The organism is Microbacterium longlingense, assembly GCF_058349825.2.
In genome coordinates this window covers 306,327-319,124 of the sequence record NZ_JBYRJA020000003.1, presented here as the reverse complement: position 1 = coordinate 319,124, position 12,798 = coordinate 306,327, and the positions used below count along the sequence as shown (strand labels likewise).

The following is a 12,798-nucleotide window of genomic DNA, read 5'->3' as shown; positions in this document are numbered from 1 at the left end:
CACCCCGTCAAGCCGCCGTCCGCCGCTCCGGTAGAGTGGCCGCAAGATCGCGCCCCCGACGGTGTGCGGCGCGTCGGCAATCACCGTCTGCTGCCTCCCGAAGGAGCCACCGTGCCCAAGCCCATCGTGCTGCTCGCCGAAGTCCTCTCGCCCGCTACGGTCGACGCCCTCGGGCCCGACTTCGAGATCCGGCAGGTGGATGGAACAGATCGTCCTGCTCTCTTCGACGCGCTCGCCGACGCGGATGCTGTTCTGGTCCGCTCCGCGACCAAGATCGATGCCGAGGCCCTCGGCCACGCCCCCAAGCTGAAGGTGGTCGCCCGCGCGGGCGTCGGCCTCGACAACGTCGACATCAAGGCGGCCACCGCCGCCGGTGTCATGGTGGTCAACGCGCCGACCTCGAACATCGTCTCGGCCGCCGAGCTCACCGTCGGCCACATCCTGAGCCTCGCGCGCCGGATCCCGGCTGCGCACGCATCGCTGTCCGGCGGCGCGTGGAAGCGCAGCTCGTTCACCGGCTCCGAGCTGTTCGAGAAGACCGTCGGCATCGTGGGCCTCGGCCGGATCGGCGCGCTCGTCGCCGCACGGCTGGCGGCCTTCGACACCAAGCTCATCGCCTACGACCCCTACGTGACCAGCGCGCGCGCCCAGCAGCTGGGCGTCCAGCTGGTCTCGCTGGACGAGCTGGTGGCGGAGGCGGACTTCCTCACCATCCACATGCCCAAGACGCCGGAGACGACCGGCATGATCGGTGCAGAGCAGCTCGCGGCCATGAAGGACACCGCCTACGTGGTCAACGTCGCCCGCGGCGGCCTGATCGACGAGGACGCACTGCTGGAGGCGCTGCAGAGCGGTCAGATCGCCGGTGCCGGCCTCGACGTCTTCACTGCGGAGCCCCCGGCGGAGGGCACCGCGGCGCACGCGCTGACCTCGCAGCCCAACGTGGTCGTCACCCCGCACCTGGGCGCGAGCACCGAGGAGGCGCAGGAGAAGGCCGGCATCTCGGTGGCCCGCTCGGTGCGCCTGGCTCTCGACGGCGAGCTCGTCCCGGACGCCGTCAACGTCGCGGGCGGCGTGATCGATCCGTATGTGCGCCCCGGCATCCCGCTGGTCGAGAAGCTCGGACAGATCTTCTCGGCGATCGCGCAGTCCCCGCTGACCAGCCTCGACGTCGAGGTGCACGGCGAGCTCAACGCCTACGACGTGAACGTCTACAAGCTGGCTGCCCTCAAGGGCGTGTTCACGAACATCGTCAGCGAGAAGGTCTCCTACGTCAACGCACCGCTGCTCGCCGAGCAGCGTGGCGTGGAATCGCGTCTGCTCGTCGACGACCAGTCCGAGGAGTACCGCAACGTCATCACCCTGCGCGGCGCGCTGTCGGACGGCACCCAGCTCGCTGTCTCCGGCACGCTCACCGGCACCAAGCAGATCGAGAAGCTCGTCGGCATCAACGACTACGCCCTCGAGCTGCCGATCGAGAGCAACCACATCGTCATGGTCTACAACGACCGTCCGGGCATCGTGGCCGTGTACGGGCAGAAGTTCGGCGAGGCCGGCATCAACATCGCGGGCATGCAGATCGCCCGCAGCTCCGACGGCGACAAGGCGCTGTCGGTGCTGACCCTGGACTCGCCGGCTTCCGACGAGATTCTCGACGCCGTGCGCGACGAGATCGACGCTGTCGTGTTCTCGCAGATCCAGATCACCGAGGCCTGACCGCGCGTCTCCCGTCGCGTCTTCACGCCGAGGGGCTTCCGGACTCACGTCTCGGGAGCCCCTCGGCGTCTTCCTCCCGGCCAGCGCAGCACTACGCTGGGAGCACAATCCCGAGTATCAGAGGAGAGTCATGTCGCGTGTCGTCAAGCTCGCCGTCATCCCCGGTGACGGCATCGGACCGGAGGTCGTCGCGGAGGCCGAGAAGGTCCTCAACCGCGTCACCGCAGACAGCGACGTGCGGTGGGAGCGCACCGAGTTCTCCCTCGGGGCTGACCGCTATCTCGCCACCGGTGACACGCTGACCGACGCGGACCTGGACGCCATCCGCGCGCAGGATGCGATCCTGCTGGGTGCCGTGGGCGGTGTGCCAGGCGACCCGCGGCTGCGGGACGCCAACATCGAACGCGGTCTTCTGCTGAAGCTGCGCTTCGAGCTCGACCACTATGTGAACCTGCGGCCGTCGCGGCTGTACCCCGGCGTGCCGGGGCCGCTCGCCGCACCGGGCGACGTCGACTTCGTCGTGGTGCGTGAGGGCACAGAGGGGCCCTACGTGGGCAACGGCGGCTCGATCCGCCGCGGAACCCCGCAGGAGGTCGCCAACGAGACATCGGTGAACACCGCGTACGGTGTCGAGCGCGTGGTGCGATACGCGTTCGATCTCGCCGAGCGCCGCCGCCAGAAGCTCACGCTCGTGCACAAGACCAATGTGCTCGTGCATGCCGGGGGCATCTGGAAGCGTGTCGTCGACGCGGTCGCCCAGGAGCACCCGGATGTCGCCGTAGACTACCTGCACGTCGATGCCGCAACGATCTTCCTGGTCACGAACCCCTCGCGTTTCGACGTCATCGTCACCGACAACCTCTTCGGCGACATCCTCACCGACCTGGCCGGCGCCGTCACCGGCGGCATCGGCCTCGCAGCGTCCGGGAACATCAATCCGGATGGCACCGCCCCGTCGATGTTCGAGCCCGTGCACGGATCCGCCCCCGACATCGCCGGACAGCAGAAGGCTGACCCCACCGCGGCCATCCTCTCCGTGGCGCTCCTGCTGCAGCACCTCGGTCTCGCCGATGAGGCGGCTCGGGTGACGGCGGCCGTGGAAGCCGATATCGCCGAACGCGGCGAGACGGCTCGCAGCACCGCCGAGATCGGCACCGCGATCGCCGACCGGCTCTGAATCACGAAGGCCACCGCGCACCGTTTCGGACGCGCGAGAACGGAAAGAACAGCATGACCGACGACCTCACTTTCGATGTGACCCGCAACCTCATGCCGGTATCGGCGGAGCGTCGCGCGGAGATCCTCGCCGACCCCGGCTTCGGACAGCACTTCACCGACCACATGGTCGACATCTGCTGGTCGGAGAAGGGGGGCTGGCATCGCCCCCGGGTGCAGCCGTACGGCCCGATCTCGCTGGACCCCGCGGCATCCGTGCTGCACTACGGCCAGGAGATCTTCGAGGGCATCAAGGCCTACCGCCACGCCGACGGATCGATCCACACCTTCCGGCCGGAGCGCAACGGCGCTCGCCTGCAGGCCAGCGCTCGGCGGATGGCCCTGCCGGAGCTGCCGGTCGAGCACTTCATCCAGTCCATCCGCGAGCTCATCGCGGTCGATGGCGAATGGGTGCCGTCCGGCGACGACCAGAGCCTGTATCTGCGGCCGTTCATGTTCGCCAAGGAGGCGTTCCTCGGCGTGCGTCCGGCGAAGAAGGCGGCGTACTACCTGATCGCGTCGCCCGCGGGCGCGTACTTCTCCGGCGGTGTGAAGCCGGTCAACATCTGGCTGAGCGAGCACTACGCCCGCGCAGGCAAGGGCGGAACGGGCGCGGCCAAGACGGGCGGAAACTACGCCGCGAGCCTCCTGCCACAATCCGAGGCCTACGCCCAGGGATGCGACCAGGTGGTCTTCCTCGACCAGGACGGCAACGTCGAGGAGCTCGGTGGCATGAACGTCCTGTTCGTGCGCAAGGACGGCTCGATCCTCACTCCGCAGTCCGAGAGCATCCTGGAGGGGATCACGCGCGATTCGCTGCTGCAGCTCGCCGAGGATCGCGGCCACCGCGTCGAGCGGCGCGCCGTTTCGCTTCAGGAGTGGCGTGACGGGGTGGCGTCCGGCGACATCGTCGAGGCGTTCGCGTGCGGCACGGCTGCGGTCGTCACCCCGATCGGCCGGCTCAAGGCCGCGGAGTTCGAGGACGAGCAGCCGATCGGGGAGCTTGCGCTGTCGCTGCGCGAGGAGCTCACCGACATCCAGTACGGTCGCCGCGAAGACCGGCACGGCTGGCTGACCCGCCTCGACGGCTGAGCAGACCTTCCGGGACCCGGCTCGCGATGCCGGGGCCCGGAAGGACCGGCCGGTGTCTTCCGGGCTAGGCTGAGCGGGTGAAGATCGCACGGTTCAGTCATGGGCAGACCATCGGGTTCGGCATCCTGGACGACGACGAGCTGGTGGTGCTCGCCGGAGACCCGATGTTCGCCGGCTATGAGACGACGGGGGAGCGGGTGCCGCTCGCCGACGCCGTCCTGCTGGCGCCGGTGATCCCGCGATCGAAGGTGGTCTGCGTCGGGAAGAACTATCACGACCACGCTGCTGAGATGGGCGGGGAGGCGCCGGCCGAGCCGCTGCTGTTCCTCAAGCCCAACACCGCGGTGATCGGTCCGGATGACACGATCGTGCGCCCTCCGCAGTCGGAGCGCACAGACTACGAGGGCGAGCTCGCGGTCGTGATCGGCAAGATCGCCAAGAACGTCGTGCCGGAGCGGGCTGCCGACCATGTGTTCGGCTACACCGTCGCGAACGACGTGACCGCGCGGGACCTGCAGCGTAGCGACGGCCAATGGAGCCGCGCAAAGGGCTTCGACACCTTCTGCCCGCTCGGCCCGGTGATCGAGACCGAGTTCGACCCCAGCGCGGCCACCATCACCACGCGACTCAACGGCGAGGTGCGCCAGGAGGCGCCGCTGACCGACATGATCCACTCCGTCGCGGACATCATCGCCTACGCCTCTGCGGCCTTCACCCTGCTGCCGGGCGACGTGATCCTCACCGGCACGCCGGCGGGCATCGGCCCCTTCACCGCCGGGGATGTCATCGAGGTCGAGGTGTCGGGGATCGGCACGCTGCGCAACGCGGTCCGCGACGCGGACCGCTTGTCGTGACGTCAGCGGCGCCGGTCGCCGCTGATCCGCTCGCGCCGTCCGCGGTCGAACGCATCCAGCGGCGCACCGTGCGGGTGCTCGCCCTCGGCCAGGTGCTCGGCGGCATCGGGTTCGGCGCCACGATCTCACTCGGCGCCCTGCTGGCAGCGGAGATCTCGGGCGACGACGCGCTCTCCGGCCTCGCGACGGCGTTCGTGACGCTCGGTGCGGCGATCGCGGCGATCCCGCTCGCGCGCTACGCAGCGCGCTTCGGCCGGCGACTCTCGCTCACCCTCGGCAACGCTCTCGCTCTCGGCGGCATCCTGATCGTGATCACCGCGGCGGCCGTGCGGAGTTTCCCGCTCCTGCTCGCCGGCATCGTGCTGATCGGCGCGGGCAACGCGGGCAACCTGCAGTCGCGCTTCGCCGCGACCGATCTGGCGGCGCCGGAGCGCCGGGGGCGGGATCTGTCGATCGTGGTGTGGGCCACCACGATCGGCGGCGTCGCCGGGCCCCTGATGGTCACGCCGGGGGAGGTGCTCGGGCAGGCGCTCGGGATGCCGCCGCTCACCGGGGCCTACCTGTTCTCGTTGACCACGCAGACCGCCGCCCTTCTGCTGTATCTGGTGGCGCTCCGCCCGGATCCGCTCCTCACGGCGCAGCGGGTGGCCGCACGGTCAGCGGGTGCCAGCGCGCTGGGCGCTGACCACGACCGGCCGGTGGTGGCGCGCTATGCGATCTTCGTCGTCTCGGCCTCCCACGCGGTGATGGTGGCGGTCATGGCGATGACGCCGGTTCACCTGATGCACATGGTCCATGCGGGACATGCGGGGCACGGCGCGGCTGTCAGCACCGACGTCACCCTGCTGGTGGGCGTGACGATCGCGGCCCATGTCGCCGGCATGTACGGGCTCTCACCGGTGTTCGGCATCCTGTCGGACCGCTGGGGACGGATGCCCGTCGTCCTTCTCGGACAGGGCGTCTACGTCGTCGCCATGGTGCTGGTCATCGCCGCGGGGGAGAGCACCACCGGCGTCATGATCGCTCTCGTGCTGCTCGGGCTGGGATGGAGCGCATCGACCGTGGCCGGAGCATCGCTGCTGACCGAGGCGTCGACGGTGGCGCAGCGTCCGAAGCGGCAGGGCCTCAGCGACTCGCTGATGAGCGTGACCGGGGCGGTGTGCGCGGCGCTCGCGGGCGTCGTGCTCTCCTCGTTCGGGTACGCCGGGCTGGGCGTCGCCGCCCTCGTCCTCGTGCTGGCTGTGGTGGCGCTTGCGCCCCTGTCCCGCAGCACCCGCGTGGCGTGAGTCGCAGCCCATCGGCGCCCGGCCCCGGATCTCACACCACGCCCGGATGCCCGGTGCCCCTCTTCGCCGGCAGCGCGAAGCGCGGCATCCACCGGCGCCATGCGCCAGAACTAGACTGGTGATCCTATGGCTACTCCCGATCCCCGCACCACGACCGCGACCGGCTCCGACGTCCGCGTGCGCTTCTGCCCCTCGCCGACCGGTCTTCCGCACGTGGGGCTCATCCGCACGGCGCTGTTCAACTGGGCCTATGCCCGGCACAACGGCGGCAAGCTGATCTTCCGCATCGAGGACACCGACGCCGCACGCGACAGCGAGACGAGCTTCGAGCAGCTGCTGGAGGCGCTGCGGTGGCTCGAGATCGACTGGGACGAGGGCGTCGAGGTGGGCGGTCCGCACGCCCCCTACCGGCAGTCCGAGCGTCACGACGTGTACCGCGAGGTGCTCGAGAAGCTCGTCGCGAGCGGTGCCGTCTACGAGAGCTATTCGACGGCCGAAGAGATCGACGCGCGCAATGAGGCAAACGGTCGCGCCAAGCAGCTCGGCTACGACAACTATGATCGGGACCTCACAGACGAGCAGCGAGCCGCTTTCCGCGCCGAAGGGCGCCAGCCCGCTCTGCGTCTGCGGGTGCCGGACGAGGACCTGACCTATGTCGACCTCATCCGCGGCGAGGTCACCTTCCCGGCCGGGTCCTTCCCCGACTACGTCCTGGTGCGACCGAACGGCGTCCCGCTCTACACCTTCGTGAACCCGGTCGACGACGCCCTCATGCGCGTCACCCATGTGCTGCGCGGCGAAGACCTCATGCCCTCGACCGCTCGTCAGCTCGCGCTGTACGACGCCCTCATCGGAGCGGGGGTGACAGACTTCGTGCCGCGTTTCGGGCACATGCCGCTCGTGCTCGGCGAGACCGGCAACAAGAAGCTCTCCAAGCGTGACCCGCAGGCCGACCTGTTCCTGCACCGGGAGCGCGGTTTCATCCGCGAGGGTCTGCTGAACTACCTGGCGCTGCTGGGGTGGTCCCTCGCGCCCGATCGCGACGTCTTCTCGCTCGACGAGTTCATCGCGGCCTTCGACATCGCCGACGTCAATCCGAACCCCGCCCGGTTCGACCAGAAGAAGGCCGAGTCGATCAACGGCGACCATATCCGCCTGCTGGACGGCAAGGACTTCGCCGAGCGCATCCTGCCTTACCTGGCGGCGGCAGGAGTCTTCGGCGACGCGGAGCCGACGCACGAGCAGATCGTGCTCGCGTTCCGCGCCGCCCCGCTCGTGCAGGAGCGCTTGCAGCTGCTCGGGGAGGCGCCGGGCATGCTGGGCTTCCTCTTCACCGACACCGTCTCCTACGAGGCCGATGCGCTCAAGGGGCTGCCCGCCAACGCCGCCGAGGTGCTGCGCGCGAGCATCGACGCACTGGCGCCGCTCGATGATTTCGGTACAGATGCCGTGCAGGCAGCGCTCTCGGAGGCACTTGTGGAGCGGCTCGAGCTCAAGCCGCGTGTGGCGTATGGCCCTGCGCGCGTCGCTCTGACCGGACGACGTGTCTCGCCGCCGCTGTTCGAGTCGATGGAGCTGCTCGGCAAGGACGAGACGCTGCGCCGCCTGGAGGGTCTGGTCGCGCACCTCGGCTGAGCTCGCCGTGACGCAGCGCGGATGCGTCCTCTCGGTGCCGGACACCTCTCGTTCATGACGGCGTGGGTTGGCGGCTACCCTCGCCTCATAGCGTCACCGGGTACCCGAAACCCGGTGCCCTTCCGGGGTGCCGGACACCGAGAGGAAACCCATGGCATCCGCTTCCCGTCGTGCGCGCCTCGGCGCCGGCATCGCTCTCGCGGCCTCCGCCGCGCTGCTGCTCTCCGCTTGTTCGTCCCCGCAGGCGAACGACGCCGCCGCGTCGACCGCCACCTCGCTCGCCGATTTCGGCACCTTTGAAGACCTGGAGGCCGCGGCCAAGGCCGAGGGCGCCCTGAACGTCATCGCCCTCCCGCGCGACTGGGCGAACTACGGCGAGATCCTGGATCTGTTCGCCGAGCGCTACCCGGAGATCGAGATCGTCGAGCAGTCTCCCGACGTCTCCAGCGCCGAGGAGATCCAGGCCGCGAAGACCAACGAGGGCCTCGACACCGCTCCCGACGTGTTCGATCTCGGCCTCACCGTCGCCCTGCAGAACACCGACCAGTTCGCCCCGTACCAGGTGCAGACCTGGGACGACATCCCCGACGCCCTGAAGGAGCCGACCGGCCTGTTCGTCGGTGACTACGGCGGGTACATGTCGGTCGGCTACGACTCGTCGAAGTACCCGGAGCCCGCTGAGATCACCGATCTCCTCACCGGCGACTACAAGGGCGCCGTCGCGCTCAACGGAGACCCGACCCAGGCCGGCGCAGCCTTCGGCGCCGTCGGCCTCGCGACGGTGCAGAACGGCGGAACCCTGGACGACTACCAGCCCGGCATCGATTTCTTCGCTGACCTGCAGAAGGCGGGCAACCTGCTGAAGGTCGACGTGACCACCGCGACGGTCGCGAGCGGCGAGACGCCCGTGGTGTTCGACTGGGACTACCTCAACGCAGCGCACACGGCGGACAACAAGGACTGGAAGGTCGTCGTGTTCGACGGCACCGGTTACGCCGCGTACTACAACCAGGCGATCTACAAGCACGCGCCGCACCCCGCTGCGGCACGTCTGTGGCAGGAGTTCCTCTACAGCGACGAGGTGCAGAACCTGTTCCTCAAGGGCGGCGCTCGTCCGGCCCGTATGGAGGCCATGATCGACGCGGGGACCATCGACGCGGAGTTTGCCGCGGCGCTTCCCGAGGCACCGGAAGACACCGTGGTGCCGACCGAGGCGCAGAGCGCCGCCGCCGGCGAGCTGCTCGGCGAGAAGTGGGCTGCGGCGGTCCAGTGACCTCTGCGTCTCACAGCGCTCCGACCGGGCCGGGGCGTTCCGTTCCGGCCCGGTACGGGGCTTCGGTCGGGGCGGTGCTCGGGCTCGTCCCGTTCACCGCCTACGTCCTGCTGTTCCTCGCCCTGCCGACGATTCTCGCGATCGGCACGGGGCTGTTCGACCGTGACGGCGCGTTCACGTGGAACAACCTCTCCGCGCTCGGCGACCCGGTCGTGATCCAGACCTTCGTGAACTCGACGTGGTTGTCGTTGCTGACCGCGGTCGTCGGCGCCGTGGTCGGCGTTCTCGTCTGCTACGCCCTCCTGGGGCTGCCGGCGCAGGGCGCCGTGCGGACGGTCGTGGATGCCGCCTCCGGTGTCCTGGCCCAGTTCGGCGGCGTCATGCTCGCATTCGTCTTCATCGCGACCATCGGGATGCAGGGATTCGTGCGCGTGCTCCTGCAGGATGTGTTCGGGATCGACATCTTCGCCAACGGCAACTGGCTCTACGAGCTTCCCGGGCTGATCCTCCCGTACATCTACTTCCAGGTGCCGCTGATGGTCATCACGTTCATGCCGGCCCTGTCGGCGTTGAAGCCGCAGTGGGCGGAGGCGAACCTCACCCTCGGCGGAACGCGCGCGAGCTTCTGGATGCGCATCGGCATCCCGGTGCTGGCGCCGGCATTCCTGGCGAGCCTGCTGCTGCTCTTCGCGAACGCGTTCTCCTCTTATGCCACCGCTGCTGCGCTGGCGAGCCAGGGGTCGCAGATCGTTCCGCTGCAGATCCGAGCCTCGCTCACGAGCGAGACCGTCCTCGGCCGGGAGAACCTGGCGGGTGCGCTTGCCCTCGGCATGATCGTGGTCGTCGGGATCGTGATGGCGCTGTACTCGCTCGTGCAGCGCCGGGCGGCGCGGTGGCAGTCATGAACCGTATCGCACCCTCGGCGTTCACCCGCACGGTCATCGGCGTCGTCGTCGGTCTCTTCTTCCTCATCCCGCTCGCGGCGACCTTGCTGTATACGCTGCGGGACAGCGCGGGAGGCTTCACCGCAGACCGCTGGGCGGCACTCGTCGACCCGGAGAAGGGGCGCGTGCTCGCCCCCATCTGGACCGGCCTGGGAAACTCGTTGATCCTCGCGCTCGTGACGGTGCTCATCGTGCTTTTCCTGCTGGCGCCGACGATGATCCTGGTGAACCTGCGTTTCCCGAGACTCCGTCCGATCTTCGAGTTCGTGGTGCTGCTGCCGTTGACGATCCCGGCGATCGTTCTCGTCGTCGGCCTCGCCCCGATCTACCTGCAGGTGGGGCGTACCTTCGGCACCGGGGCGTGGACGCTCGCGTTCGCATACGGCATCATCGTTCTGCCGTTCGCCTACCGGTCCATCCAGGCATCGATCGATGCGGTCGACATGCGCACGCTGACCGAGGCCGCCCGCTCGCTCGGGGCGAGCTGGGGGACCGTTGTGGTGCGCGTGCTCGCACCGAACCTCCGGCCCGGTCTGATCGCGGCGTCGCTGATCTCGATCGCGGTTGTCCTCGGGGAGTTCACGATCGCGTCCCTCCTGAACCGTCAGGTCTTCCAGACCGCGATGGTGGTGGTGCAGAAGCAGGACGCATATGCGCCCGCGATCTTCACTCTGCTCGCCCTGCTGTTCGTCTTCGTTCTCTTGCTCGTGATCGGCCGTCTGGCGCGCGGCACCCGAAAGGCTCATCCATGACCACCCAGCCTCTCCTTCCTCCGACGAAGGACAACGTGCTGCTCGCCGAAGCGGGCTCCGGGACACCGGTGCAGCTCGGCGGCATCGTCAAGAGCTACGGAGGCAATCGCGTGCTGCACGGGGTCGACCTCGACATCGCTCCCGGAGAGTTCGTCTCTCTCCTGGGGCCGTCCGGGTGCGGCAAGACCACCCTGTTGCGTGTGCTCGCGGGGCTGGAGGCGGCGGATGAGGGCACCGTCGTCGTGGGCGGTGCCGATGTCTCTCGGGTTCCGACCAACAAACGGGACATCGGGATGGTGTTCCAGTCGTATTCGCTGTTCCCGCACCTGCGGGTGGTTGACAACACGGCCTTCGGCTTGCGTCGACGCAAGGTCGGCAAGGCCGACGCCGCACGCCGGGCAGCAGACGCCCTGGCGCTCGTGGGCCTGGCCGAGCAGGCGGACAAGTTCCCGCACCAGCTCTCCGGCGGTCAGCAGCAGCGTGTGGCGCTGGCGCGCGCTCTGGTGACCGAGCCGCGCGTGCTGCTCCTGGACGAGCCGCTCTCGGCGCTCGACGCGAAGGTGCGCGTGCAACTGCGCGACGAGATCCGGCGGATCCAGTTGCGCCTGGGCATCACGACCGTGTTCGTGACGCACGACCAGGAGGAGGCGCTCAGCGTCTCCGATCGGGTTGCGGTGATGAACGGGGGGCGCATCGAGCAGATCGGGACGCCGGAGGAGCTCTATCAGCGCCCGGCGACCCCGAACGTTGCAGCGTTCGTCGGCCTGTCGAGTATCGTGCGCGGTGTCGCGACGGGGACGGTCGTCGACGTCTGGGGTGCGACGTTGCCGCTGCAGACGCCCGCGGACGGACCCGTGGACGTGATGGTGCGTCCGGAGAACGTGCGGATCGTCACCGACACCTCCGAGAGCGTGCCCGGCGCGCGCGACGCGGGTGCCGCTTCGGTGGGCGGCGGTTCTGTGGGCGCTTCGGCTGCGTTGATCGACGGCGTGGTCGAGGAGACGACGTTCCTCGGCAGCATGCGCAGGACTCTCGTGCGCACATCCGCCGACGAGCTGGTGTGGGCGCAGCATCCGTCCCGTATTCGGCTGGCTCATGGCGACCGGGTGGGGCTCGCGCTCGATGCCGAGCCCGTTGCGGTGCGGCCGGCGGGTGGCGTCGTTCGCTGACCCCGGCTCGCGCGTCGTGGTCGCGCCGGGGGAGTGATGCTCGGCCCGGTCCGGCAGGGTTCGGCCGGGCCAGGCAGTGTTCGGCGGGGCCAGGCAGTGTTCGGCGGCCTCTGCCGTCGTCGCGCGGCCGCAGAACACGCCCGAGGGTTGGCGTCCCGCCGCTGGTTTTGCCCCTTCCGGTGATCCGGGCTATGCTTGACCCTCGGTACGACTTCGGTCGAAAACCCTTGGGGTATGGTGTAATTGGCAACACGGCTGATTCTGGTTCAGTTGTTCTTGGTTCGAGTCCAGGTACCCCAGCCACAAAAATGGCGAGATTCCGCGGCAGAATAGCCCATTAGTCCACTCCGTAACTCTGCCCTTTTGGGGCAGTTTTACCACTTTGGTCACCAGAAACCCTCCCGTCGCCCCTGTTCTCGGGCATCTCAGCGGGGGAGTGCCGGGTGCTACCGGACGCTCCCGCTGGGAGACGTACCTGCCCGGTATGGACCTCCTGCCGCCCCTCGCCCCCGTCTTCCTCACCCAGCGTGAGGTCGCCGAACTCCTCCGTGTGCCCGTCCGCACGGTCGAGGATTGGCGGCTCACGCGATCCGGCCCACCCTGGGTGAAGCTCGGTCGGCACGTCCGCTACGAGCATGCGGAACTACTCGCCTGGCTGAAGGAGCGACGCCATGGGTAGGCCCCGCATCCGCGCCGGAGAGGTCGGCAAGATCCAGATCACGAAGCTTGCGAAAGGCAAGGTTCGGGCTCGCGCGAGAGCGAGGGATGACGCCGGTGTGCTCCATCAGATCGTCGCCGTCGCCACAACCGAGGAAGCGGCACGGATCGATCTGCGCCGCAAGGTCGAAGCGCTCAGCACCTC

Annotated in this window: 11 protein-coding genes and 1 tRNA gene; all 12 read left to right on the top strand. The window is 68.9% G+C overall.

Going from position 1 to position 12,798, the window contains the following annotated elements; translation table 11 throughout:
* Nucleotides 1-111 precede the first annotated feature (111 nt).
* The 12 genes from serA (at nucleotide 112) to AC3RXY_RS06695 (ending at nucleotide 12,615) form a co-directional block, all read left to right on the top strand.
* A complete protein-coding gene (gene serA, locus AC3RXY_RS06750) occupies nucleotides 112-1,716 on the top strand; it encodes a phosphoglycerate dehydrogenase (protein WP_491510125.1) in 1,605 nt (534 codons plus the stop codon).
* A gap of 130 nt (nucleotides 1,717-1,846) precedes the next feature.
* Nucleotides 1,847-2,893, top strand: a complete 1,047-nt coding sequence (locus AC3RXY_RS06745) for a 3-isopropylmalate dehydrogenase (RefSeq protein ID WP_491510124.1) — start codon at nucleotides 1,847-1,849, stop codon at nucleotides 2,891-2,893.
* Between the two features lie 53 nt (nucleotides 2,894-2,946).
* Nucleotides 2,947-4,023 carry a branched-chain amino acid aminotransferase gene (locus AC3RXY_RS06740; RefSeq protein ID WP_491510123.1) on the top strand — a complete coding sequence of 359 codons (1,077 nt, stop codon included), beginning with the start codon at nucleotides 2,947-2,949 and terminating at the stop codon, nucleotides 4,021-4,023.
* A 77-nt stretch (nucleotides 4,024-4,100) separates the two neighbouring features.
* On the top strand, nucleotides 4,101-4,877 hold the full coding sequence (locus AC3RXY_RS06735; RefSeq protein WP_491510122.1) for a fumarylacetoacetate hydrolase family protein: 777 nt from the start codon (nucleotides 4,101-4,103) through the stop codon (nucleotides 4,875-4,877).
* Nucleotides 4,874-6,163 carry an MFS transporter gene (locus AC3RXY_RS06730; RefSeq protein ID WP_491510121.1) on the top strand — a complete coding sequence of 430 codons (1,290 nt, stop codon included), beginning with the start codon at nucleotides 4,874-4,876 and terminating at the stop codon, nucleotides 6,161-6,163. The genes AC3RXY_RS06735 and AC3RXY_RS06730 overlap by 4 nt, the downstream gene beginning before the upstream one ends.
* A 126-nt stretch (nucleotides 6,164-6,289) precedes the next feature.
* Nucleotides 6,290-7,798, top strand: a complete 1,509-nt coding sequence (gltX, locus tag AC3RXY_RS06725; RefSeq protein ID WP_491510120.1) for a glutamate--tRNA ligase — start codon at nucleotides 6,290-6,292, stop codon at nucleotides 7,796-7,798.
* Nucleotides 7,799-7,949: 151 nt separating this feature from the next.
* Entirely contained in the window at nucleotides 7,950-9,071 is a 1,122-nt protein-coding gene (locus AC3RXY_RS06720; RefSeq protein ID WP_491510119.1) for an ABC transporter substrate-binding protein, read from the top strand.
* On the top strand, nucleotides 9,050-9,976 hold the full coding sequence (locus tag AC3RXY_RS06715; RefSeq protein WP_498224509.1) for an ABC transporter permease: 927 nt from the start codon (nucleotides 9,050-9,052) through the stop codon (nucleotides 9,974-9,976). Before AC3RXY_RS06720 ends, AC3RXY_RS06715 begins: the two co-directional genes overlap by 22 nt.
* Nucleotides 9,973-10,767 (top strand): ABC transporter permease, encoded by a 795-nt coding sequence (locus AC3RXY_RS06710; protein ID WP_491510117.1) that lies wholly within the window; start codon nucleotides 9,973-9,975, stop codon nucleotides 10,765-10,767. Before AC3RXY_RS06715 ends, AC3RXY_RS06710 begins: the two co-directional genes overlap by 4 nt.
* Nucleotides 10,764-11,936 carry an ABC transporter ATP-binding protein gene (locus AC3RXY_RS06705; RefSeq protein ID WP_491510116.1) on the top strand — a complete coding sequence of 391 codons (1,173 nt, stop codon included), beginning with the start codon at nucleotides 10,764-10,766 and terminating at the stop codon, nucleotides 11,934-11,936. Before AC3RXY_RS06710 ends, AC3RXY_RS06705 begins: the two co-directional genes overlap by 4 nt.
* A 228-nt stretch (nucleotides 11,937-12,164) precedes the next feature.
* Nucleotides 12,165-12,239: transfer RNA gene (locus AC3RXY_RS06700), tRNA-Gln, on the top strand.
* A 181-nt stretch (nucleotides 12,240-12,420) separates the two neighbouring features.
* Nucleotides 12,421-12,615, top strand: a complete 195-nt coding sequence (locus AC3RXY_RS06695; protein WP_491510115.1) for a helix-turn-helix domain-containing protein — start codon at nucleotides 12,421-12,423, stop codon at nucleotides 12,613-12,615.
* Nucleotides 12,616-12,798: the final 183 nt, after the last annotated feature.

What these genes read in the sequence shown, in the direction of transcription:
- AC3RXY_RS06705 (WP_491510116.1), top strand. Translation starts at nt 10,764, where the DNA reads ATGACCACCCAGCCTCTCCTTCCTCCGACGAAGGACAACGTGCTGCTC.
- gltX (WP_491510120.1), top strand. Translation starts at nt 6,290, where the DNA reads ATGGCTACTCCCGATCCCCGCACCACGACCGCGACCGGCTCCGACGTC.
- AC3RXY_RS06720 (WP_491510119.1), top strand. Translation starts at nt 7,950, where the DNA reads ATGGCATCCGCTTCCCGTCGTGCGCGCCTCGGCGCCGGCATCGCTCTC.
- AC3RXY_RS06710 (WP_491510117.1), top strand. Translation starts at nt 9,973, where the DNA reads ATGAACCGTATCGCACCCTCGGCGTTCACCCGCACGGTCATCGGCGTC.
- AC3RXY_RS06740 (WP_491510123.1), top strand. Translation starts at nt 2,947, where the DNA reads ATGACCGACGACCTCACTTTCGATGTGACCCGCAACCTCATGCCGGTA.
- AC3RXY_RS06745 (WP_491510124.1), top strand. Translation starts at nt 1,847, where the DNA reads ATGTCGCGTGTCGTCAAGCTCGCCGTCATCCCCGGTGACGGCATCGGA.
- AC3RXY_RS06695 (WP_491510115.1), top strand. Translation starts at nt 12,421, where the DNA reads ATGGACCTCCTGCCGCCCCTCGCCCCCGTCTTCCTCACCCAGCGTGAG.